The 18,540-nt window shown below is 71.1% G+C and carries 18 protein-coding genes and 2 pseudogenes; 13 read left to right on the top strand and 7 right to left on the bottom strand.

Annotated features, from left to right (window positions below; genetic code table 11):
• Window positions 1-18 precede the first annotated feature (18 nt).
• The gene (locus C8E97_RS13455; RefSeq protein ID WP_246018871.1) at window positions 19-3,444 is read right to left on the bottom strand and encodes a LamG-like jellyroll fold domain-containing protein; all 3,426 of its coding nucleotides are present in this window, start codon (window positions 3,442-3,444) and stop codon (window positions 19-21) included.
• Between the two features lie 212 nt (window positions 3,445-3,656).
• On the bottom strand, window positions 3,657-3,833 hold the full coding sequence (locus tag C8E97_RS13450) for an integrase core domain-containing protein (protein WP_147455095.1): 177 nt from the start codon (window positions 3,831-3,833) through the stop codon (window positions 3,657-3,659).
• A 145-nt stretch (window positions 3,834-3,978) separates the two neighbouring features.
• Between C8E97_RS13450 and C8E97_RS35975 the strand changes: the two genes are divergently transcribed.
• The 6 genes from C8E97_RS35975 to C8E97_RS34480 all read left to right on the top strand — a co-directional run bounded on the left by C8E97_RS35975 (window position 3,979) and on the right by C8E97_RS34480 (window position 7,913).
• Window positions 3,979-4,296, top strand: coding sequence for a transposase (locus C8E97_RS35975; RefSeq protein ID WP_246018869.1), 318 nt, complete (start codon window positions 3,979-3,981; stop codon window positions 4,294-4,296).
• 169 nt (window positions 4,297-4,465) lie between these two features.
• A complete protein-coding gene (locus tag C8E97_RS35970; RefSeq protein WP_342776216.1) occupies window positions 4,466-4,876 on the top strand; it encodes a transposase in 411 nt (136 codons plus the stop codon).
• Window positions 4,877-4,967: 91 nt separating this feature from the next.
• Window positions 4,968-5,761 (top strand): IS5 family transposase gene (locus tag C8E97_RS13440; RefSeq protein WP_425470664.1). Its coding sequence is split into 2 segments (ribosomal slippage): window positions 4,968-5,301 and window positions 5,301-5,761, totalling 795 coding nucleotides; the frame shifts between segments, so codons are not numbered across the junction.
• A 42-nt stretch (window positions 5,762-5,803) separates the two neighbouring features.
• Window positions 5,804-6,139 carry a hypothetical protein gene (locus C8E97_RS13435; RefSeq protein ID WP_211347005.1) on the top strand — a complete coding sequence of 112 codons (336 nt, stop codon included), beginning with the start codon at window positions 5,804-5,806 and terminating at the stop codon, window positions 6,137-6,139.
• Window positions 6,140-6,449: 310 nt separating this feature from the next.
• Window positions 6,450-7,322: a universal stress protein gene (locus tag C8E97_RS13430; protein WP_121005349.1), complete on the top strand. Its 873-nt coding sequence runs from the start codon at window positions 6,450-6,452 to the stop codon at window positions 7,320-7,322.
• Window positions 7,323-7,508: 186 nt separating this feature from the next.
• A complete protein-coding gene (locus tag C8E97_RS34480; RefSeq protein ID WP_246018867.1) occupies window positions 7,509-7,913 on the top strand; it encodes a universal stress protein in 405 nt (134 codons plus the stop codon).
• A gap of 90 nt (window positions 7,914-8,003) precedes the next feature.
• On the opposite strand, the gene C8E97_RS13420 is transcribed toward C8E97_RS34480, so the two are convergent.
• The 3 genes from C8E97_RS13420 to C8E97_RS13410 all read right to left on the bottom strand — a co-directional run bounded on the left by C8E97_RS13420 (window position 8,004) and on the right by C8E97_RS13410 (window position 12,201).
• Window positions 8,004-8,333 carry a DUF8129 domain-containing protein gene (locus C8E97_RS13420; RefSeq protein WP_211347004.1) on the bottom strand — a complete coding sequence of 110 codons (330 nt, stop codon included), beginning with the start codon at window positions 8,331-8,333 and terminating at the stop codon, window positions 8,004-8,006.
• 85 nt (window positions 8,334-8,418) lie between these two features.
• Window positions 8,419-11,694, bottom strand: coding sequence for an NACHT domain-containing protein (locus tag C8E97_RS13415; RefSeq protein WP_121005340.1), 3,276 nt, complete (start codon window positions 11,692-11,694; stop codon window positions 8,419-8,421).
• A 189-nt stretch (window positions 11,695-11,883) separates the two neighbouring features.
• Window positions 11,884-12,201, bottom strand: coding sequence for a hypothetical protein (locus C8E97_RS13410; RefSeq protein ID WP_121005337.1), 318 nt, complete (start codon window positions 12,199-12,201; stop codon window positions 11,884-11,886).
• A 163-nt stretch (window positions 12,202-12,364) separates the two neighbouring features.
• Between C8E97_RS13410 and C8E97_RS13405 the strand changes: the two genes are divergently transcribed.
• The 4 genes and pseudogenes from C8E97_RS13405 (at window position 12,365) to C8E97_RS13390 (ending at window position 15,449) form a co-directional block, all read left to right on the top strand.
• Window positions 12,365-12,790: a VOC family protein gene (locus C8E97_RS13405; protein ID WP_121005334.1), complete on the top strand. Its 426-nt coding sequence runs from the start codon at window positions 12,365-12,367 to the stop codon at window positions 12,788-12,790.
• Between the two features lie 84 nt (window positions 12,791-12,874).
• Window positions 12,875-13,288, top strand: a pseudogene (locus tag C8E97_RS13400) (dihydrofolate reductase family protein); the annotation flags it as partial.
• Between the two features lie 108 nt (window positions 13,289-13,396).
• Window positions 13,397-14,057 (top strand): annotated as a pseudogene (locus tag C8E97_RS13395) (RNA polymerase sigma factor); the annotation flags it as partial.
• A gap of 228 nt (window positions 14,058-14,285) precedes the next feature.
• Window positions 14,286-15,449: a serine hydrolase domain-containing protein gene (locus C8E97_RS13390; protein WP_121005328.1), complete on the top strand. Its 1,164-nt coding sequence runs from the start codon at window positions 14,286-14,288 to the stop codon at window positions 15,447-15,449.
• Window positions 15,450-15,498: 49 nt separating this feature from the next.
• On the opposite strand, the gene C8E97_RS13385 is transcribed toward C8E97_RS13390, so the two are convergent.
• Window positions 15,499-15,915 (bottom strand): RNHCP domain-containing protein, encoded by a 417-nt coding sequence (locus C8E97_RS13385; RefSeq protein ID WP_121005324.1) that lies wholly within the window; start codon window positions 15,913-15,915, stop codon window positions 15,499-15,501.
• 25 nt (window positions 15,916-15,940) lie between these two features.
• Window positions 15,941-16,321, bottom strand: a complete 381-nt coding sequence (locus tag C8E97_RS35965; RefSeq protein ID WP_121005322.1) for an RNHCP domain-containing protein — start codon at window positions 16,319-16,321, stop codon at window positions 15,941-15,943.
• 625 nt (window positions 16,322-16,946) lie between these two features.
• On the opposite strand from C8E97_RS35965, the gene C8E97_RS13375 reads away from it, so the two are divergent.
• The 3 genes from C8E97_RS13375 to C8E97_RS13365 all read left to right on the top strand — a co-directional run bounded on the left by C8E97_RS13375 (window position 16,947) and on the right by C8E97_RS13365 (window position 18,540).
• Window positions 16,947-17,384: a trypsin-like serine protease gene (locus C8E97_RS13375; RefSeq protein WP_246018865.1), complete on the top strand. Its 438-nt coding sequence runs from the start codon at window positions 16,947-16,949 to the stop codon at window positions 17,382-17,384.
• Window positions 17,385-17,675: 291 nt separating this feature from the next.
• Complete coding sequence (locus C8E97_RS13370) at window positions 17,676-18,119, top strand: helix-turn-helix transcriptional regulator (RefSeq protein WP_121005319.1); 444 nt, start codon at window positions 17,676-17,678, stop codon at window positions 18,117-18,119.
• A 10-nt stretch (window positions 18,120-18,129) separates the two neighbouring features.
• Complete coding sequence (locus C8E97_RS13365) at window positions 18,130-18,540, top strand: VOC family protein (RefSeq protein ID WP_121005316.1); 411 nt, start codon at window positions 18,130-18,132, stop codon at window positions 18,538-18,540.

The following is an 18,540-nucleotide window of genomic DNA, read 5'->3' as shown; positions in this document are numbered from 1 at the left end:
GCGCACCGGGACGTGCGGTCACGCGCGGACCAGGAGCCGGCCGATCTCTTCGTCGGACAGGACACCCGAGTAGATGCGGACGTCGTCGATCTCGCCCCGCCACGGGTCGACGTCCTTGGACGAGAAGCGGGTGCGGCCGATGAGCAGTTCGCCGTCGTTATTCCAGCCCTTCACCCCGGTCTGCCTGCCGGACAGCCGGCCATTGACGTAGAGCCGCGCCTCCTTGGCGGCGTAGTCGTACACGCCGGTGAGCAGGACCCACTCATTCGCCACGGCGTCGTCCACACTGAGCACGTTCCAGCCGCAGGGTCGGTTGTCGCACAGGACCATCAGGTTCCACTTTCTGTGCTCCGGCCGGTATTGGAGCAGGAACGGGGCGAAGTCGGTGGAACCGGGGCTCACCGCCGTGCGGGCGTACTCGTCGAGCCTGTCCAGCCGCACCCACGCCGAGACTGTGTACGACCGGTCCGTGCGGAAGTTCGGGCGCGGTGCGCGGACCGTTCCGATGGTCGGACCGGCGTTGCCCGCGAACCGGGCCGCCGTGAACTCCTCCACCGACCACGACGAGTTGCCGCTGAACGTAGCGTCGGCGCCCGTCACGACGTCCTTCGTGGTGGTCCCCGAGCCCTCGTCCAACGCGTAATGCGCACGCGGGTACGCCTGGTTGGCCAGTTCGGCGGCCTCGGCGGGCTGGAGCACGCGGTCGTACACCCGCACCTCGTCCACCGCACCGGGGAAGAAGTCCGTCGGCTGGCCGTTCCACTTGGCGCGACCCACCAGGAAGTTCCCGTCGGCCAACCATCCTCCACCGTGCGCGGTTGTCACGCCCTCGCGCACACCGTTGACGTGCAGGGTCAGCTGCTTGGTGGCGGAGTCGAACGTACCGACCAGGTGCGTCCACTCGTTGGCTACCGGTGGGTTGTGCGACAACGCGCGGTAGACGCCGGCCTGCCCACTGTCGGACGAGGCCATGGTCATCGACCAGCGGTCATCCGACGCCGACACACCCAGGAAGAAGCCGCTCACCTGCGCGCCGTCCTGGCTCACCATCGTCACCCAGCGCCCGCGCTCGGTGAGCTTGACCCACGCCGAGACGGAAAAGCTCTTGGTGGTGTCGATGAGCTTCCCGCTGAAGATCCGGTCGTCCACGCCGTCGAACGAGACGCCGCCCATGTGGTAACCGGGCGCGGTCAGGTCGGGCTGGTTGAACACGTGCAGCGGGCGGTTGTTGCCCGACGCGTCCGACAGGTTTCCGTCGAGCTTCCAGTGCGCGATCGGCCCCGACGCACCGGCCTGCACGAACACCTTGTACCGGTAGATCTCCGAACGGTTGCCCGCGCGATCGACGGACCGGACGAACAACGTCTGCGGGCCTTCCAGCGAAGGCGTCCACTGGATCAGCGCACTGCCACCGACGCCGTTTGCGTTCACCCGTGTCTGCGGGTCGTCGTTCTGCTGCTCGGTGAACGAGTACAGGTAGTACTGGACGTCGTCGGCGCCGTTCGGCTTCAGCTCGAACTGCCCGGTTCGCCCGAGGCCGCCGGCCGGCTGGTCGTACGGGTACGAGGCGGATTCCACGGCCGGCGCGACCGGCGGCGTCGTGTCGACCTTGAACTCGCAGTTGCCGGCCCAGTTGCTGCGGACGTTCCCGTCCCCCGCGTACATGGACCAGTTGTAGACCTCTCCCTCCAGCAAAACCTCGGCCGGCACAGTCACCTCGGCGAACGAACCGGACGGGATGTTGTACGCGACCGGACCGGCCACCCAGTAGCTGTTGGTGATCGGACCCCGGTGCACCGCGAAGCCGACGTCGGTCAGGATCGCGTCGGAGTCCGGGTCCGAAACGCGGCCCCGCAACCGGGGAGTCGTCGTCGCCACATAGGGCCGGCCGTCGCCGTACACGCACGGCAGCAGGCCACCCTCCATGCCCAGTTCGACCGGCGAGTTGGGGTAGGAGTTGTAGACGACTTCCAGCGTCGGGTTGAGGTCGAAACGCCGCCAGCTGTCCTGATCGTTCTCGTCGCGAGCGCGCAGACCGAACGTCACCGAACCGTCACCCGCGTTGGACGCCCCTTGGACGGCCGCCGTCACGTCCAGGTCCGCACCACCGCCGGATGGGCAGTGTCTCGCGTTGTTGGACACGGACGTGCTGTCCAACAACTGCTTCCACCAGGGCTGCGCGTTCCACGTCGTGTGCCAACTGATCCGGTCCGTCCACCACAACTCGGTCGCACCGCCGCCGCACGAGTAGGAGTGCGCGACCCGGGTGCGCAATTGGGAGCGGATGACCTGCTTGTACCGCACGCCCCACGTGTCCATCTCGATGAACGACCGCGAGGTCAGCCACTGCCCATCGAGAACCCGACCGGCTTTGAGGTCGTTGAGCACACCCGCCGTGGAGTCGTAGTTGTGCGCGTCCGGCGCGATGGTCTGCACGACGGCGTGGTGGTTCCGGTTGCCCGCCCACCAGTACTCGGGGTCGATGTAGACCGGGAACTTCCGGTCGGCCGACGCCAGGAAGTCCGCGTCCGGCACCACGGCCACCGTGCCGTCACCGACCTCCACGCCCATCGCGGCCTCGCGCCCGGCATCACCCGGCCCCGCCGCGCCGGACCGCGTGCCGGTCGAGTCCCACATGCGCGACGCGTCGCCGCCGAACACCAGCTCGCCCTTGGGGTCGGTGACCCGGAGGCCGTCCGCGCGGGTGGCCGCCACACGGGCCTGCGCCTTGCCCTGCCCCGGCGCGACCACGACCTCGACGCCCTTGGCGTGCGACCCGAACGTCACCTTGCGCAGCGCAGGATTCTTCGCCGCCTCGGGCGTCTTGACCACCAACACCTGGCTGAACCCGCGCGCGGTCACCCGCACCGCAAGGTCCACACCCGGATACACCTCGGGGTAGGTGGCCGTGTCGCCGGACAGCACCGGCCGCGGCAGGTCGCCCTGCCAGTCCAAGCCGACTTCCCGACCGTCCTTGCCCACCACGGCCAACGGCTCGCGCCCGACCGAGCCACCGTCGGACAACTCCACATCCACCGGCGTCGCGACCGGCACGATCCCGCCCTCCGGCCGCTGAACGAGCGTGAGGTCGACCGGAACCCAACCCGAGCCGCGCCGCACCCGCTCCGGCTCAAGCGACTGCGTCATCGTGAACGAGCCATCCGGATTGGCCCGAACCTCCGAGACCTCACTGGTCAACGACTCCACCAAGACCGGCCGACCCTGCGCACGCGCCGCAGCCGAAGCAGCCGCCTCATCCGTCGGCACGGGGTCGGGCGCCGCGAAGGCGGAGGCCGGCGCCGCCGTTACCGAGAACCCGAGGACGGCGGCCAGCACCACCCCCAACCCACGTCTGCGCGCGCGAGAACCACCCAAAGCCATGTGAACCCCCCGTGAAAAGACGACCCGCTCGGACCGCCCAGAGCATCCTGGACGGCGCAGCACGGCTGATCGATACATCATTCGGGTGATGCCGGTTACACCGCCGACCGCCGGAAATCAGATGTAACGCGAGTCTTCTTCGCGTCGATAGATGCCGACCAGAACGCCCTCAAGGAGCTTGGCGACTCCGTTGTGCAGCGAAGACATCACTCCATGCATTTGTGGGGTGCGTCACTGATGCGACTGTCCAGCACCGGGTTTGATGGAGGGTGCGATCACTCGCTCGATGACGAGACGGGTCCGGTTGTGTGGTGATGTTTGGTCTCATGTTCCACGGGCGGGATCAGGCCGAGTGCGCCATGTAGCCGGCGGTGGTTGTACCAGTCGATGTACTCGGCAACGGCGATCTCAAGGTCGTCCATGCCACGCCAGGGGTCTTTGTTGCGGGCCACACCCGGCTTTGAAGATCGAATCGCACGCCTCGGCCATGGCGTTGTCGTAGGAATCTCTCGTGCTGCCAACTGATGCGACCGCGCTGGCCTCGGCTAGGTCGTGTTTCAAAGGTGAGGTGGCCGGCGGCGTGTCGGTAGCCGGAACATGGCGAGGTCTCCGGTAAGTGGTTTAGCGACCAAGCACAACCGCAGTACCGGAGACCTGGTGGCCGGCGTAGCGGCAGTGGGGCGGGCCGATCTGACCGACGCGCAGTGGGCGGTGCTGCAACCGTTGCTGCCCGTCGGTGCCAAGCCGGGCCGTCCGCCGAAGTGGAGCAAGCGGCAGTTGGTCGACGGTATCCGGTGGCGGGTGCGTGTCGGTGCCCCGTGGCGTGACGTCCCGCCCGACTACGGCCCCTGGCAGACACCGTGTACGGGCTGTTCCGACGTTGGCAGTGGACGGGGGTCCGGCAGGCGATCCTGACGGCGTTGCGGGCCCGCGCCGATGCCGCCGGGTCGATCGTGTGGGACGTGAGCGTGGATTCCACGATCACGCGGGCGCACCAGCATGCCGCCGGTGCGCGTAAAAGGGGGATCTGCAGGTCGAACCGCCCGACACCCCGACCGGCGGGACCGAACCCGACGATCACGGGTTGGGGCGGTCGCGGGGCGGCTGGACCAGCAAGCTGCACCTGGCCCGCGAACAACGGCGGCGGCCGTTGTTCGCTGCTGGCACCGCGGGGCAGCGGGGTGACGGCCCACAGTTCGTCCCGGTGATCGAGCGGATCCCGGTGCCGCGCGTCGGCCCCGGCCGGGCACGAACCCGACCGGACCGGGTCCTGGCGGACAAGGCCCACAGCTCCCAGGCCAACCGCGCCTACCTGCGACACCGAGGGATCAAGGCGACCATCGACCAGCCCCGCGACCAAGCCGCCCACCGCAAGGCCAAAGGCTCCCAAGGCGGGCGGCCACCGACGATCGACCGGGACGTCTACAAGCAGCGCCACGCCGTCGAGTGCGGCATCAACCTGCTCAAGCAGCACCGGGCGGTAGCCACCCGCTAAGAGCTCCTAACAAAATGATCAACATGGTGGAGGCCGACTCACACGATGTGGATCATGGTGGGGTGTGAGGAGGGGTGAGTCGCCGCCGTGGATCGTCCCCGACGATCTGTGGGAGCGGATCGAACCGTTGTTGCCGGTGGTGCCGCGCAGGACCCGCAACCCGGGCCGGAAACGGGTGTCCGACCGGCAGGTGCTGTGCGGGATTCTGTTCGTGCTGCACACCGGGATCCAGTGGGAGTTCCTGCCGCAGGAGCGGGGCTTCGGCTCGGGTATGACCTGCTGGCGGCGGCTGCGTGACTGGAACGAGGCCGGTGTGTGGTCCCGGCTGCACGAGGTGCTGCTCGCGGAGCTGCACTCGGCGGGCAGGCTGGACCGGGACCGCGCGGTGATCGACACCTCGCACGTCCGCGCCGCGCGTCGCGGCCCAAAAGGGGGCCCGGCCCGGTCGACCGTGCCCGACCGGGCTCCAAGCACCACGTCCTGACCGACGCCGGCGGCATCCCGCTCGCCGTCCTGCTCGCCGGCGGCAACCGCAACGACGTCGTCGGCCTGGAACCGCTGCTGGACGCGGTGCCTCACGTGCGCGGCAGGCGCGGGCGCCCACGTCGACGTCCGAAGGCCCTCTACGCAGACCGCGGCTACGACCACGACAAGTACCGGAGCCGTCTGCGCGCCAGGGGCATCACCCCTCACATCGCCCGACGCGGCAAGCCCCACGGCTCGAGCCTGGGCACCGTCAGGTGGGTCGTGGAGCGCACGATCGCCTGGTACCACGGCATGAAGCGCCTGCGCATCCGCTGGGAACGCCGCGACGACATTCACGAAGCCTTCCTCGGCCTCGCCACCTGCATCATCTGCTACCGCCACGCCCGACGACTTTGTTAGGAGCTCTTACAGGACACCGCCTAGAAGCGACCCTGGACAGCGGTGAGGGACGGCCGGGTGGTGAGGGACGGCCGGGCGGCACGGGCCGTCGCGGCGCTGGGCCGGATGTCCGCCCGCCACCGGTCCCTCGTGATCACCGCCTGGGTGCTGCCGGTCCTGGCGCTGGTGACGGCGGCACGGCTGATCGGCACGCCGACGGACGACGACGTGAGCCTGCCGGGCACCGACGCCCAACTCGTGCGGGACCTCACCGCGTCACCGGAGACCCCGCCCACCTCCGGAACGGTCATCGTGGTCACCGGGGACGGGCGAGATCGCCGTGGACGCGACCGTCGTCCGCTGCCTGCTCGTCCCGGCCACGACGGCGGTGCTCGGTGATCTCGACTGGTGGGCGCCGGGTCCGCGGTCGACGCCGAAGAGCTGACGTCGCTCGCCGGCGCCCTCCCGAAGCCGCGGTGGTCGAACACGGGGCCGCCGCCTGCGCCGCCGCCGGCCGGGTCCACGGCCGCAGGTCCCTGGTCGGTGGGGGCCAAGGACCGCGTCGCAGGGCCGGGTGGCTGCCTAGCGTCGGCGGTGAAGGAGGCGCGCCGTGAGGGCTCGGGACGTCGTGACCAGCCCGGTTCGCCGGGCGGGCACCGGCGTACGGCCCTCTGATGACGCCGTATCCGAACTCGGAGAGGAACCCGTGATGAGTGCCCCGATCGTGGTCGGAGTGGACGGTTCGGCGTCGGCGGTGACGGCCGTGGCGTGGGCCGCCGGGGAAGCCGCCCGGCTCCGCGTGCCGCTCCGGCTCGTGCACGCCTACCGGCTGCCCGCCCAGGGCTACCCGGAGCTGGTGGTCTCCGGTGCCGAGGTGCGGCAGGCGTTCGAGCAGCAGGGGTGGCAGTGGCTGGAGGAGGCCGCCGAGGCCGCCCGCGCCGCCGTGCCCGGGGTCGAGGTCGGGACGGCGGTCGTGGTCGACCGGCCCGCTGCCGCGCTCGTCGCCGAGAGCCGGCGAGCCCGGATGGTCGTGCTCGGCTCGCAGGGGCTGGGCGGGTTCTCCGGGCTGCTGGTCGGCTCGGTGGCGGTCGCGGTCTGCGCGCACGGCGGCTGCCCGGTGGTCGTGGTCCGCCGGCCGGCGGCGGACGGCCCGGTGGTGGTCGGGGTGGACGGCTCGCCGGTCAGCGAGCAGGCCGTGGCGTTCGCCTTCGAGGAGGCGTCCCTGCGCGACGCCCCGCTGACCGCGGTGCTCGCGTGGACGGACTTCCCGGTCGACAGCGCCTACGGTTCCCGCTTCACCGTGGACTGGTCGCGGGTCGAGGACGAGCAGCGGCGCGTCCTCGCCGAACGCCTGGCCGGTTGGCAGGAGAAGTACCCCGACGTGCGGGTCGACCGGGTCGTGGTGCGCGACCGCCCCGTGCGCGCCCTGCTCGCCGCCGCCGACGGCGCCCGGCTGCTGGTCGTGGGCAGCCACGGCCACGGCGGCTTCGGCGGGGTGCTGCTGGGCTCCACCAGCCAGGCCCTGGTCTACCACGCCCCGTGCCCGCTGGCGGTGGTCCGGCCCCGGCGGGGCCGGCCGTGACGGCGAGGGTGGGCGGCTGGATCGCCGTCGGGCGCGCGACTGGTGGAGCAGCCGCGTCACCCCGATGGCGCACCGCCCTATGAGGTGCACTGGCTGGACACCGGCGCACGGGCGCTGTTGTTCTCCAGCGCGGGCACCCTCCGGCGGCGCGTCGGAGGTCTTCATCGGGTTCGACGAGGCGGAGCCATGAGCACGAATCCGATCGTGGTCGGCGTCGACGGCACCCCTGCGGGTGAACGCGGGTTGGGGTGGGCGATGGACGAGGCGGTACTACGACGGGCCCCGCCGCACGTGGTCAACGCCTACGCCTACGAGCCGCTGGCCGCCTGGACGATGACGACCCAGCAGCAGGCCCGCGCCCGCTCGGCGGAGCTGATCGAGGAAGCGCCGGCCACCGCCTCGGCGGGGCGGTCGGAGCTGCCCGAGGTCGTCCGGCTGCCGGTGCGCGGCCCCGCCGCTCCCGGTTCAGCCAGGCACTCGTGGCCGGCATCACCGATCCCGACCTTCGCGATCCCCCGCTCATCGGGGCCGTCGACCAGTTCGCCGACAGCACCGATCTCCTGGTCGACCGCACGCGAACCCGGACCGTGACCGCCGTGAGCCGTGTGACGCCGTAACGGTCACATCACCCGAAAGGTCTTCGGTTTGGACTCGGCGGGGTGGTGTTCGCGGGCGGCCGGATCAGTCGCGTCCTCGTGCGGGCGTCTGCCCGGCGACGCCGTGGCGCAGCGGTGTGTTGTCGTCCGGGGAGTGCTGCGGCGAGATCGGGGGCTCGGTGTGCGCGCCGCTGACCGGAGGAGTGTTGCGCTGGTCGCCGCCCGACGGTTCGGCGCCGTCGGCGAGTTCCTTCAGCCTGGCGTCGACCACCTGCAAGACGGGTGCGCGGTTGCCGTGCGCGGCCTCGTGGTCCCTCACGCGGCGGAGTTCGTCCTCCCCGAGGGACCGGATGCGGTGGCGCAGGTCCCCCAGCGGGAGCTGGTCGAAATCGGGAATCGGCAGTTCACTGGTCACCACGGTCGGCTACCCGGCGTCGGACCGGGCAAACGCACGCCATCGTGCGCCGGGTCGTGGGGCGCCTCTCAGGTGCACTGCGGCGTCAGATCGAGCGGAGCTTCACCTTGCGCCCCACCTTGGGGCGCCATTTCCTGGCTTCAGCCCGGTCGTCCAAGTAGATCAGCATTTCGCACCCGGCCAATGGCGAGAGGTCGACTCCTGACATCCTCCTGCGGAGGTAGAGCGTGCGCAAGGACGGAATTCCCGTGAGCGGCGCCAAGTCGGTGGTCCCCGGACAGTCCAGATCGAGGGTGGCGAGCTTCGGCAGTTGGCGCAGTGGCGAGATCTCGGCCAGCCGGTCGCTGTCGATGTTCATCGATTCCAGCTCGGGTAAGCCAACGACGGCATCGATGTCCTCGACCCAATCCGCGCCCATCAGGCTCAATTCGGTGAGGCCCGGTACGGTCGCGACGACACCCGCGAGCCCGTCCGGCGGCGGCGCGCTTCCGAGCAGGTCGAGCCGCGTGAGCGCGGGAAGTTCGGGTAAGAGTCCCCAAACCCGTGGCTGGACCGGTGTCTCCAGCCGGAGGCGCCGCAGCCTGGTCAGCCCGAGCAGCGGGGAGAAATCGTCGACCCGCCGGCAGTCGTACAGCCAAAGCTCTTCCAGAGCGGGCATGCGCTCCAGGTGGCGGAGGTCGTCGATCCCTCCGGGGTGGCTGACGACCAGTGAAGTCAGGTTGGTCAGGTGGCTCAGCGGCGTCAGGCTCCTGATCGGGGCTTGGGACCAGATGACCAGCCGGGTCAGTGTTCCAGCGTGCTTCACCAATTCGGAGATGTCATCGATTTCTCCACTGAGCCACATGCCGGACACCGGTGGCAGATCCGCGAGATCGGCGGACAGGTCACCGACGCCGGTCAACTGGAGATGGCTTATCTTCGTCAGGTCCGCCAGGCAGCGGGCAGCCCGGAGCTGGGGCAGGCTCGTGATCCACGGCTCTTCGAAGAAGCCCTCCATGCGGGACAAGACCTGTTCGGCGTAGTCCTGGGGATGGAAGTAGCCGCACAGCTTGAACAACTGCTCTCGCACAGCGTGCCTCCGGTCCGACGCATAGCGCGACAGCAGTTGCAGAGCCTGCGGGCTACCGAGCAGCGCCACGCTCTCGACCATCGACCGGCTCGCCCGCTCGGAGAGACCACTCAGGTCGTGAGGTGCGTGGCGCAACAGTGCCGGACCCGCCGACGCGAGCGAACGGGCCTCCTCGGACCTCCTGGGAGGGATGAGTTCCACGAGGCACCCCTCGACCCGCGCGCGCAGGTCGCCGTCGAGGGACCCGACGGTTTCCAGGCAAGCGGCCGCCAGCAGTCGCAACCCGCGTGAGTTCCTGGGCTCGGCTTCTGCTCTGCGCAGAAGCCCGGTGAGCAGCTCGTGCCGGGTCGGCCGGTTGCCGTGGCCGGCCGCCATGATGATCGTCTCCCGCCAGGTGTCCAGATGGGCGTGGCCCACCAGGAGACCGACATCGCCCTGCTCCGCGGCTTCCCGAGCCGTGAGGTATTCCTGGAAGGTGCGGTGGACGAAGTCGATGCGATCGACCACCGGCTCCCGAACCACACCGCTGCGGTGCAGCAGGTGGTCGAGGACCGCCTCGGGGTCGGCGGCCTGCAACGGCATCGCGGCCAACCGTTCGGACAACCGACGGATGGCATCCTCGCGGGACATCTGCGTGCGGCTGTTCACCGACAACCGCCACGCGAGGTACTGGAGCAGGTCGATCTTGTCGCGCACCTTGAGCTGCGTGCCGGCGTAGCTGGGCACACGCCTTTCGACGTCGCGGCGTTCCAAGAGCATGTCCAGTGCCGCCGCGTAGACGCCCATGCGATCCAGTGGGAGCGCGCTGTGCCGATCCAGGTTCAGGGCGCACAACATGGCGCACAGCAAGGGATTGGCAGCCAAGCCTTGCAAGTGCGGGCTGGCGTCCAAGTGCGCCAGCAGCGCGCGTTCGTACCCCTGTAGCTCCTCCGGGTCGCAGGGCAGGCCGTCCGCGTCGCGGATCGCCTCGTGCCAGTGTGCGATCAGGTTGCGGACGTCGGTCGCGTGCATCCGGTCGAGCGCGGCCGACTCGAAGTTCTCCGCTCCCAGCCACCTCGCGGCTGCGGCATGTGGTCGCGAAGTCACGACCACCCGGTTGTCGGGGTACGCGTGGAGCAGCTGCCGGACCCAGTCCCGTGCCGCGCGGCGATCATCCGCCGGGAGTTCGTCGACCCCGTCCACCAGGAGCAGTGCCCGACCCTCGCCGAGCCGGCGATGCGCCCATCCGGGCGGCATCAAGCCGGCGAGCGGGTCGGCCACACCGTCGAGCAACCTCTCGGGGGCGGGCAGTGTGCGGCCCGCGTACCCGCGCAACTTGACCAGGAACGGCGTGAGCCCGTTCCAGTCGCGGAGTTCGGCCTTGAACGCGCCACGCGCCGCGTTGACCGCCAGCCAGTGCAGCAGCGTTGTTTTGCCCGACCCCGCGTCTCCCCGCAGGAGGATTCGCCGTGCGCCGCTGAGCACGTGCTCGACACGAACCCCGGCTTCTTCCTTGGGCGCTTCATCGGGTCGGTCGCCCCTTCTCCAGCTGTGGTCCCGTCGCTCCCGCGATCGCCCGGTTTCCAGCGAGGCCGTGAGGCTGATGTAGGCGACACTGAGGGTGTTGGCCGGACGGTAGCCGCGCACGTCGAGGCCGAACAGCTCGACGGTGTCCAACGTCGCGCTGATGTGGGCGAGGTAGCGGTCGAGGAATTCCGCGTCGTGGTCGGACCCGGTCGGGGCGTCCAGCGCTCGCAGGGGCAGCCGGTGCAGCACCTGCTCGACCTTGGCGCTGAGCGAGGAGGCCCGGCCGAGCAGTTCGACCAGGCCACGTGAGGTGAAGGCGGACAAGTGCACCGTCAGTTGGGCGTGGACCGTGCAGCACTCGTCCAACAACCGGTCGTAGTAGGCCGAAGCCGGGCCGCTGAGCCCTGCTTCGGCGGGCAGCGCCGGTACGGTCGCCCTGATGTCGCGGGCCAACCGCAGGGGGTCGGCGTCGGCGGCGAGGAACGCCGCGTCGGACAGGTCCGCGGACTCGAACGCGTCGACGACCGCCGCCAGCGCGGCGTTGCGGTCCCCCTCCGCGAGCCCGTTCCACTCCTGGCCGGAGAAGGAGTCGAGCCGCTGCGCGACCGCGTCCCGCATCGCCTCGATCTCACGCCGGAGCTTGCGCCGCTGGTAGTCGTCGACGAGCGAGACGTTGATCAGCTCCGACAAGGGGCGGGACCGCTCATCGCGTCGCTGTCGATCGGCCAGCAAGCGGCGCACGAGCGATTCGACCACGACCTTGGCCAGCCGCAGGGCGTCAACCATGACAGCCGAAGGTACCAGCGCACCGGGCCGCGACCGTCGATCATTCCCGGCTGCGCACGTGTCGTCCACGGTGATCGACACGGTGGCCAGACCGGTCCGCGGGGACGTCCGCGCAGAACCTCCCCCGACGCGGCTGGGCACCGGCTGGGCCACCGGCCGGCGCCGGGGGCGGCGTGCCGTCGGTCGGGGTCAGCAGGCCCGGACGACGGCCGCGTGGGCCTTGCCGCCGAGGTCGAGGATGCGCACGTTCCGGTTGCCTGCGGGCACGCGGACCTGGTAGGTGCCGGGGTAGACCGGGTAGGACAGGAAGCTGCCCGCCGGGGCGGCGCCGGTGCCCGCGATCATCGAGCCGTCGGTGCGGTGGATCGTGGTGGACACCGCCTTGCCGCAGTTGTTGGAGATGATGATCTTGCCCTTGGTCGCGGCGGAGGCGGAGCCCGCGCCGAGGACCGAGATGACCAGACCTGCGGTGGCCAGACCGGTGAGAACGCGGCGGGTGGTCGTCATGGTGCTCCTCCGAGTGGTGGGTGGGTCGGCCGCAAGATAACCCCGGATGTGCCCACGCACTGTGGGTCGAATGACCGGCAGCGCGGTGGGCCTTTCGGGCGATGCGGGACTCACCCGGTCGTCCACCCTGCGGCGCGTCCCGTGATTCCGGCATAGTCGGCGCATGGCGAAACAGGTGCAGGTGGTGGTGGACTGCGTCGATCCGGGGCGTCTGGCGCGGTTCTGGGCGTCCGCGCTCGACTACCGGCTGGAGCCCCCACCGCAGGGGTACGCGAGTTGGTCGGACTTCTCGCGGGCCGCAGGTGTCGGGGAGGAGGCGTGGAACGCGGTGTTCGACCCGGACGGAGTGGGTCCGCGGGTGTTGTTCCAGCGCGTGCCGGAACGCAAGGTGGGCAAGAACCGCGTGCACCTGGACGTCCGGGTCGCCGGGCCTCGTGGGACGCCGAAGGAGTCGCGCCGCGCGCTCGTCGACGCCGAGGCCGCACGACTGGTCGAGGGCGGGGCGAAGCACGTCCGCACGGTCGAGGACGAGATGGACTGCTTCGCGGTCATGCAGGACCCGGAGGGCAACGAGTTCTGCATCTGCTGAGCAGCGAGCCCCAGCGCTCGGCCCTGCACGTCGACGTGCCGACAGCGGGCACGGAACCGTCGTGTCGTCGGACCGCCTGCGACCAACGGCGGCGCGACGGACGAGGACCGCCGCAACGGGTTCGAGCGCGGTGGGTGGGCCCTGGGGAAGGGCGACGACGAGACCCACGCGTTCATCAACCGGACCTACCAGCGCGCCGACGCGTTCCTGTTCGGCAGGCGGACCTACGAGCTGTTCGCCGCGGACCTGAAGGCCCGGCCGGGGGGCGAGTTGCAGGTGCACGGCAGTGGCGCCCTGACCCGGTGGCTGCTCCGGAACGGCCTGGTCGACGAGATCACCCTGATCGTCATCCCCGTGGTGCTCGGCCAAGGCGCGCGGTTGTTCCCGGACGCGGGCCCGGATCTCGCGCTCGACCCGGTCGAGTCGCGAGTCGACTCGCGGGGCGTGACGATCCAGGTCTACCGGCCCGCCGGACGCCCGCGCTACGCGACGGCCTGACGTACCCGACCCGCACACCGCACCGCCTCGACCCACGGGAGACGATCTCCGGATGCAGTACCTGGCTTCCGTGATCCACGACCGGGCCGCCCTCGCCACGCCGGAGGAGGACAGCGGATCACCCGCGCGAAGGTCAAGATCAAGGCGGCGCGCATCCCCTACCGCGTGCCGTCCGCGGAGGACCTCCCGGCGCGCGTCTCCGGTGTGCTCGCCGTGCTCTTCCTCGTGTTCAACGAGGGCTACCTGGCGACCGGCCCCGGCACCGGGCCGGTGCGCCACGACCTGACCGCCGAGGCGATCCGGCTCACCCGCCTGATCCGCGCCCTCCTGCCGGACAACGGCGAGGTGGCCGGGCTGCTGGCGCTGATGCTGCTCACCGAGGCCCGCCGCGCCGCCAGGATCGCCGGCGGCGAACTGGTCCCCCTCGACCAGCAGGACCGCGGTGCGTGGGACGCGGCGCTGATCGCCGAGGGCCATCGGCTGGTGCGCGAACGCCTGGCCTCCGGGGCGTTACCAGGTCCTCGCGGCGATCAACGCCGTGCACACCTCCGCCCGCGACATGCGCGACACCGACTGGTCGCAGGTGCTCGCGCTCTACGACCAGCTCGTCCGCCTCGACCCGTCACCGGTCGTCGCCCTCAACCGGGCCATCGCCGTCGCCGAACTCGACGGCCCGGAGGTGGCGCCGGCGATCGTCGACCGCCTCGGGCCCCGGCCGGCGGGCTACCACGCCACCCGCGCCGAGCTGCTGCGCCGGCTGGGGCGGAGCCCCGGCCAACCCCTCCCCGGCCACGCGGAAACACGGCCCTGTCACCCGCCCGCACCCCCGGCGTGGTCGGTGTCAGAGCCGTGACAGTCCCGTGTCCGGTCCGCCGGCCACAGTGGTCGCAACGACCTCGACGAAGGGCACCCGATGACCAGCACCGCTCCCGATGGGGTGCGACGCCCCTCATCGGCCCACTCGACCTTCGCGACCGATCCCGAGGAGCACACGGCCATGTCCACCACCGTCACCGACCAGGGCCAGCCCACCCCGAGCACCGCGCCGGACCGCCCCGAGTTGCAGCAGGTCATCCAGGAGATCGTCGATTCCGGTCTCACCGGGGTCGCGCTGCGCGTGCAGGACGAGCGGGGTGTGTGGGTCGGCGCGGCCGGTGTCGCCGAGCTGGGTGGGACCGCGCAGCCGCCGACCGACGGGCACGTCCGGATCGGCAGCAACACCAAGACGTTCGTCGCGACCCTGGTGCTGCGACTGGTGGCCGAGGGCAGGTTCGGGCTGGACGACGCGGTGGCCGGCCTCCTGCCGGGGTTCGGGCTCGACGAGCGGATCACGGTGCGGATGCTGTTGCAGCACACCAGCGGGATCTTCAACTTCACCGGCGAGTACTACGACGACGGGACGTTCGTGCCGGGGATCCCCGCCACCACCGCCGGCAAGGAGTGGGTGGACAACCGGTTCAAGACCTACCGGCCGGAGGAGTTGGCGCGGCTGGCGCTGGCCAAGCCCGCGCGGTTCGAGCCGGGCACGGGCTGGAGCTACGCCAACACCAACTACGTGCTGGCCCGGCTGCTGGTCGAGCAGGTCACCGGCCGCCCGCCGGCCGAGGAGTTGCAGCGGCTCGTCCTGGGGCCGCTCGGGATGACCAACACCGTCGCGCCGACCACCGGGACCGAGGTCCCCGAGCCGCACCCCCGCGCCTACTACCGGTACGAGGACGGCGGGCAGGAGCGGACCGTCGACGTCACGCGCCACAACCCCTCCTGGATCTCCAGCGGCGGCGACATGATCTCGACCGCCCAGGACCTGCACACGTTCATCTCCGGGCTGCTGAGCGGCAAGCTCCTCCCGGCGCCGCTGCTGGCCGAGATGTGCACGCCCCGCCCGACGCCCATCCCGGACATGGGCTACGGCCTGGGTGTGTTCGTGCAGGACATCGGCCAGGGCCGCACGATCATCAGCCACAACGGCGGCGCGGCCGGGCACGCGGCGCTGATGTACAGCACGCCCGACGGCGGCAAGACCCTGACCGCCACGCTGAACTACGTGGACGACGCCGCGCTGTCGCTGGCCGTGCCGTTCCAGAAGGCGACGCAGCGGCTCGTGGACGTCGTGTTCCGCGGCGGGCGGCCCGGCATGGCCGGTGGTGACGGGCACGCCTGACGCCCGGACCCCGGCGTCGACCGGATGGGGTCGACGCCGGGGTCGCGGGTCACAGCGCGAGCAGGGCCCGCACCGGGATCGTGCTGTCGGACAGCGGCCGGACCGCCATCCTCAGCAGCGCCAGCGGGTTGTCGTCGCCGGCGATGCGGTTGGCGCTGAGCTCACCGCAGACCAGGCAGTGGTGGATGAGCAGCCACTCGCCGTCCGGTCTGATCGACAGGCTCAGCGCCTCCATCCGCCCGCCGCAGTCGGCCGCGCGGTCGCCGGGCACCCGGCCGTCCACGTGTCGGCTGCTCAGGCATTGCGGGCAGTGGTTGCGGTGCGCCGTGCCCGGTGCGGTCAGCGGCACGTCCAGCCGGCAGCCCGCGCAGCGGAACGCGCCGCCGGGCCGCCGGTCCACGCCCGGAGGCGCGTCCTTGTGCCGCTGGACGCGCCGCCCGGTGTGCCGCGAGTTGTGTCGTGGCATGGTTCTCCCCGTTCCCCGACGACCCTCACAGGTCGCCGAAAACCTCCAGCGGGAACGGCGGTTGCGCCAGCGGGCGGACGGCCAGCCGCATCAGGATGAGCTGGTTGTCGTCGCCGTGCACCCGGTTCGCGGTCAGCTCGTCGCAGCGCGTGCAGCGGTGGATGACCTTCCAGTCGCCGTTGCGCAGCACCGCGATCGAGATGGGCGCCATCCGCGCCTGGCACTCGGACGGCCCGTCCTCGACGTGGTCGTGGACGTGCCGCGAGTGCAGGCAGCTCGGGCAGTGGTTGCGCCGCCTGCCGTCGGGAGCCGCCGCGGCGACCGTCAGCCCGCACCACACGCAGGCGAAGGTCTCCGTGCGCACACCGGAGTGGGACGGGTTGCTGTTCTTGTCGGTGTTGGACACCCGGAACTCTCCTAGCCGGATCTCGTACTTCGTACGGTCGAAGGCCGGAGGGGCCGAGCGGTCCTCGCCCGCGGTGGGCGGCCGCGTCAGGGAAGACGGGCAGCCCGAAGCCGCACCCGACGACGCCGGGAAAGCCGACACGCGTGAGCGGTCAGCGACAGGACCCGGCCGAGGTGCGATGGCGGGACGCACTCGGCCAATGCCAGGACATACATCATCTGCTTTCCAGGGCGTCGAGCCCACGAGTTCACGGTTTGACGCGGCGGACACTACCCACCGGCCCCCGTGTCCGCCAACGGGTTTTCCGCACCACCGCCCGCGTGCCGGTCCGGGGTCACCGCCGGGCCGGCAGGCCCGGCCCGGTCGCGCGGGCCGTCGGGTGCGGGACGCGCGCCCGGTGGTCACGTCCGGGACGCGGTCGGGGTGTGGCGGTCGTCGCGGAGTTCGATCTGCCGGCGCGCCTGGTCCCGCCCGCCCACCGACCGCTCGCCCACCGCGGGCGCGCCCGGTGCTGCCCTCGCACGTCGACCGGCCCGCACCGGCGGGTCGCGACGTGCGGGCGGACACCACCACCCTGCCGCAGAAGAGTTCCGAGATTCCCATGGGATCCCTCCGCCGTCGCCCGGTGCGGACCACCGGTGTGCTGGTCACCGCGATCACCGCGGGCGCGCTCCTGACCGCGCCCGCCGCACACCCCGTCGGTGGTCCCGGCGACGCGAGCGCGGCCTTCCCGTTCACCGCCGAGTTCTCCATCGGCCGCCCCGAGACCGGTGGCCGGGCATGCAGCGGCGCGCTGGTCGCGCCGCAGTGGGTGGTGACCGCCGTGTCGTGCTTCGCCGACGACCCCGTCCGACCCGGCACCGCGCCGAAGCAGCCCACCACCGCCACGATCGGGCGAACCGTGCTCGACCAGCCCGGCGAGCACGTCGTGGACGTCACGACCGTCGTCCCGCGCGGTGGACTCGTCGCCGTCACCAGCCGGTCGTCGCAGGCCGGCGGCCTGAGCGAGACGTCCACCCGCCACAACGGCACCCAGACGCGCACCGACGACATCGCCGGGTGAATCCGGCAGATCACCACGGTCGCCGACGTCCGGCTCTCCGGCACCCGCGTCGCCGTCATCCGACGGGCAGCTGTCGGGGGAGGAAGGCGACCTCCAGGCCGGTTGGGTGCAGCTCACGTAGCCACCGGCGACGTTCCGCACCGAAGCGCCGCGGCCACCCGAGGGCACCCGGGTGGCCGCAGTGCTTCCGCCGCACGCGGAGACGGCAGCCGCAACGGCGGAGACCCAGCTCACCACCTCGGGCAGGCAACCGCGCTACTCCATACAGCCGCATGTGGCACGATCGCGCACGTGACCAGCAAACCCGCAGCGGCGCACCGCCTCGGCGACCTCGCACGGTTGCGTCGGGTCCGTGACCGGATCGACCGGGAGTACGCGCAGCCGCTCGACGTGGAAGCCCTCGCGCGCGGCGTGAACATGTCGGCCGGCCACCTCAGCCGCCAGTTCCGACGCGCTTACGGCGAGTCGCCGTACGGATACCTCATGACGCGGCGCATCGAGCGCGCGATGGCATTGCTGCGCCGGGGCGACCTCAGCGTCACGGAGGTCTGCTTCGCGGTCGGCTGCTCGTCGCTGGGCACCTTCAGCACCCGCTTCACCGAACTGGTCGGCGTGCCGCCCAGCACCTACCGCGACCAGGCCGCGGGGGCGACGGCGGGCATGCCGTCCTGCGTCTCGAAACAGGTCACCAGACCGATCAGGAATCGAGAAGCGACCCTCCGCCGGCCCACCTAACCTGACCGGCATGGACATCACCATCCACTCCAGCTTCCTCCCGCAGGACGACCCCGACGCGGCCCTCGCCTTCTACCGCGACACCCTCGGCTTCGAGGTCCGCAACGACGTCGGCTACGAGGGCCTGCGCTGGATCACCGTCGGCCCCGTCGGCCAGCCCGACACGTCGATCGTCCTGCACCCGCCGGCCGCCGACCCCGGCATCACCGAGGACGAGCGCCGCACCATCACCGAGATGATGGCCAAGGGCACCTTCGCCGGCGTCAACCTGGCCACCAAGGACCTCGAAGGCGTCTTCGACCGCCTCCAGGCCGGCGGCGCGGAGGTCGTGCAGGAACCGACCGACCAGCCCTACGGCGTGCGCGACTGCGCCTTCCGCGACCCGGCCGGCAACCTGATCCGCATCCAACAACTGTCCTGA

Source organism: Saccharothrix australiensis (assembly GCF_003634935.1).
GTDB lineage: Bacteria > Actinomycetota > Actinomycetes > Mycobacteriales > Pseudonocardiaceae > Actinosynnema > Actinosynnema australiense.
Note: the sequence above shows the minus strand (reverse complement) of the source record. Positions and strands in the feature narration are given on the sequence as shown.

What these genes read in the sequence shown, in the direction of transcription:
- C8E97_RS13405 (WP_121005334.1), top strand. Translation starts at nt 12,365, where the DNA reads ATGGCGAAACAGGTGCAGGTGGTGGTGGACTGCGTCGATCCGGGGCGT.
- C8E97_RS13410 (WP_121005337.1), bottom strand. Translation starts at nt 12,201, where the DNA reads ATGACGACCACCCGCCGCGTTCTCACCGGTCTGGCCACCGCAGGTCTG.
- C8E97_RS13415 (WP_121005340.1), bottom strand. Translation starts at nt 11,694, where the DNA reads ATGGTTGACGCCCTGCGGCTGGCCAAGGTCGTGGTCGAATCGCTCGTG.
- C8E97_RS13430 (WP_121005349.1), top strand. Translation starts at nt 6,450, where the DNA reads ATGAGTGCCCCGATCGTGGTCGGAGTGGACGGTTCGGCGTCGGCGGTG.
- C8E97_RS34480 (WP_246018867.1), top strand. Translation starts at nt 7,509, where the DNA reads ATGAGCACGAATCCGATCGTGGTCGGCGTCGACGGCACCCCTGCGGGT.
- C8E97_RS13390 (WP_121005328.1), top strand. Translation starts at nt 14,286, where the DNA reads ATGTCCACCACCGTCACCGACCAGGGCCAGCCCACCCCGAGCACCGCG.
- C8E97_RS13385 (WP_121005324.1), bottom strand. Translation starts at nt 15,915, where the DNA reads ATGCCACGACACAACTCGCGGCACACCGGGCGGCGCGTCCAGCGGCAC.
- C8E97_RS13365 (WP_121005316.1), top strand. Translation starts at nt 18,130, where the DNA reads ATGGACATCACCATCCACTCCAGCTTCCTCCCGCAGGACGACCCCGAC.
- C8E97_RS35975 (WP_246018869.1), top strand. Translation starts at nt 3,979, where the DNA reads ATGGCGAGGTCTCCGGTAAGTGGTTTAGCGACCAAGCACAACCGCAGT.